3 protein-coding genes and 1 pseudogene are annotated in these 1,878 nt (G+C 47.8%); all 4 read left to right on the top strand.

Going from position 1 to position 1,878, the window contains the following annotated elements:
* The first annotated feature begins 169 nt into the window (after positions 1–169).
* Entirely contained in the window at positions 170–571 is a 402-nt protein-coding gene (locus HMPREF2871_RS09860; RefSeq protein ID WP_049343874.1) for a gp16 family protein, read from the top strand.
* Positions 571–1,011 (top strand): Mor transcription activator family protein, encoded by a 441-nt coding sequence (locus HMPREF2871_RS09855; RefSeq protein ID WP_002233845.1) that lies wholly within the window; start codon positions 571–573, stop codon positions 1,009–1,011. Before HMPREF2871_RS09860 ends, HMPREF2871_RS09855 begins: the two co-directional genes overlap by 1 nt.
* 89 nt (positions 1,012–1,100) lie before the next feature.
* Positions 1,101–1,664, top strand: a complete 564-nt coding sequence (locus HMPREF2871_RS09850; RefSeq protein ID WP_049336178.1) for a hypothetical protein — start codon at positions 1,101–1,103, stop codon at positions 1,662–1,664.
* A gap of 144 nt (positions 1,665–1,808) precedes the next feature.
* Positions 1,809–1,878 (top strand): annotated as a pseudogene (locus tag HMPREF2871_RS11580) (N-acetylmuramoyl-L-alanine amidase); the annotation flags it as partial.

Here is a 1,878-nt window from a genome sequence, read left to right as displayed (position 1 = left end):
GGCGTTTAAAGCTTGATTAAAGGCCGTCTGAAATGGGGTTTAAAACCTGTTTCAGACGGCCTTTTTTGTGTCTGTCAGTTTCGCAAAAAAACATCGACTTAATACTATATATTGTATTTTATTGGTATAATATGCGCTAATTTATACTATATGTTGTATTTGAGAAATAATGCGCCGGGCGTTGATTGCGAAAATTAAAATTGCTCAAAAGGAACTAGGCTTGGACGACGGTACCTATCGCGCGGTGTTGGAGCGGGTGACGGGCAAGCGGTCGTGTACGGAGTGCAGTATCCCTGAGCTGGAGCGCGTGGTCGAGGATTTGCGCCAACATGGGTTTCAGCCGAAGAAAACGGCGGGGCAACGACCGAACCGCCGCTCTTCCGCTGACCCGATGATGCGCAAAATCGAAGCGCTGTTGCTGGATAACGGCTGGAGCTGGAATTATGCGCACGGTACGGCGAAAAAGATGTTTAAGGTTGATCGTGTGGAATGGTTGTCTGACGGCAATATGCACAAGCTGGTGGCAGCGTTGCAGATTGCGGCGAACCGCCGTAAGAAAGGGGCTGTGTGATGTATGAGACGGCAGATTTTGGCGCGGTCAAGCATCTGCTCCCTGATAGTGTACAGGCGTTGATTACGGTCATCGGGTTTAATGAAACACTGGAGTTGGTGCGCCTGATGGGCGGTACGACTTATCCGTTGCGGCAAGGTTATACGAAAAACAGTCAATCCCGTGTTGCGTATTTGGAGGAGATTATCGGCAGTGAGGCAGCCGGTCGGCTGGTGGAGGCAATGGCTCCGTGCAATCTGTTTATACCCCGTTGCGAGACGGCCTTGTATGAGCTGCGAAACCGTAAAATCCGCAGTCAGTTTGACCGACAGACGGCAGGTGGCACCCCTGCATATGAGGCCGTTAACGATTTGGCCTTGGCACACCGCTTAAGCGACCGCCATGTGTGGCGAATTTTGAAGCAGGCGGATAAGGAAGCGGAACAGGAAAATTTGTTTTAAGGGATAACCCGTTTGAAAATTAAATTTCAGACGGGTCTTTTTTATCTATAATGACTACTCTTTTCCAAAATTTGAATAGGGATAAACAAATGAAACTCATGCTTGCTTTAGTGTTGGCTTGTACTTTGGCTGCCTGCGGGAGCCAAGAAATAGCCGCCAAACAGGAAGCCGCGCCCCAACAGGAAACTGCGCCCCAACAGGCTGCGATTTGTGCCGAGCCGATGGGAATATCGGTGGAAAAGCTGCTGCTCAATATCGATGCAGGATTGAAAGGTATTGGTGCGCCTTCGACGGTGCAAAGTAAGAATATTGAGGAAAATGAGTGTGGCTATCAAATTGTGATGATGACTGATTTCGGCGCCATCCAAGTGGGAACTAACCCTCAACAAGAGGTGTTGAGACTGTCGACAGCCACGCAGCTGAATTCTGATTTGTCTAATCTGTTTGCCACCATACAAACGATTACGGCCATTGATGGTACGGAAAAAATGGGGCAAACCGAAATCGGCAATCTGTTGGTTAAAACGATTGGCGATATGGCGCCGGAAGTAAAGCAATCTGGTAATGCGAGCAAGGATTTTGAATATAAAGGTAAATACTATTCAATCATGATTGAAGGAAATAATTTGGTAATGCTGGTACGAAAAATATAGCAATTTTCATTGCATAGGCCGTCTGAAATTTCAGGCGGCCTTTTTGTTGCCTACTGACACTGTTTCGCCCGCTGCAAAAGCCATGCCGTTTGAAAATGTAAGCCTCTGAAAGTGCATTTTAATCTGATTTTGAGGGAGGCTTTAATGAGCAAAATTATTTGTCTGACTGCCGGACACAGTAACACCGACCCGGGCGCGGTCAACGGCTCCGACC

Source organism: Neisseria sp. HMSC067G12 (assembly GCF_001812725.1).
Lineage (GTDB): Bacteria > Pseudomonadota > Gammaproteobacteria > Burkholderiales > Neisseriaceae > Neisseria > Neisseria perflava.
Note: the sequence above shows the minus strand (reverse complement) of the source record. Positions and strands in the feature narration are given on the sequence as shown.

Excerpts from the sequence above, each read along its gene's own strand:
- HMPREF2871_RS09850 (WP_049336178.1), top strand. The coding sequence starts at position 1,101 with ATGAAACTCATGCTTGCTTTAGTGTTGGCTTGTACTTTGGCTGCCTGC.
- HMPREF2871_RS09860 (WP_049343874.1), top strand. The coding sequence starts at position 170 with ATGCGCCGGGCGTTGATTGCGAAAATTAAAATTGCTCAAAAGGAACTA.
- HMPREF2871_RS09855 (WP_002233845.1), top strand. The coding sequence starts at position 571 with ATGTATGAGACGGCAGATTTTGGCGCGGTCAAGCATCTGCTCCCTGAT.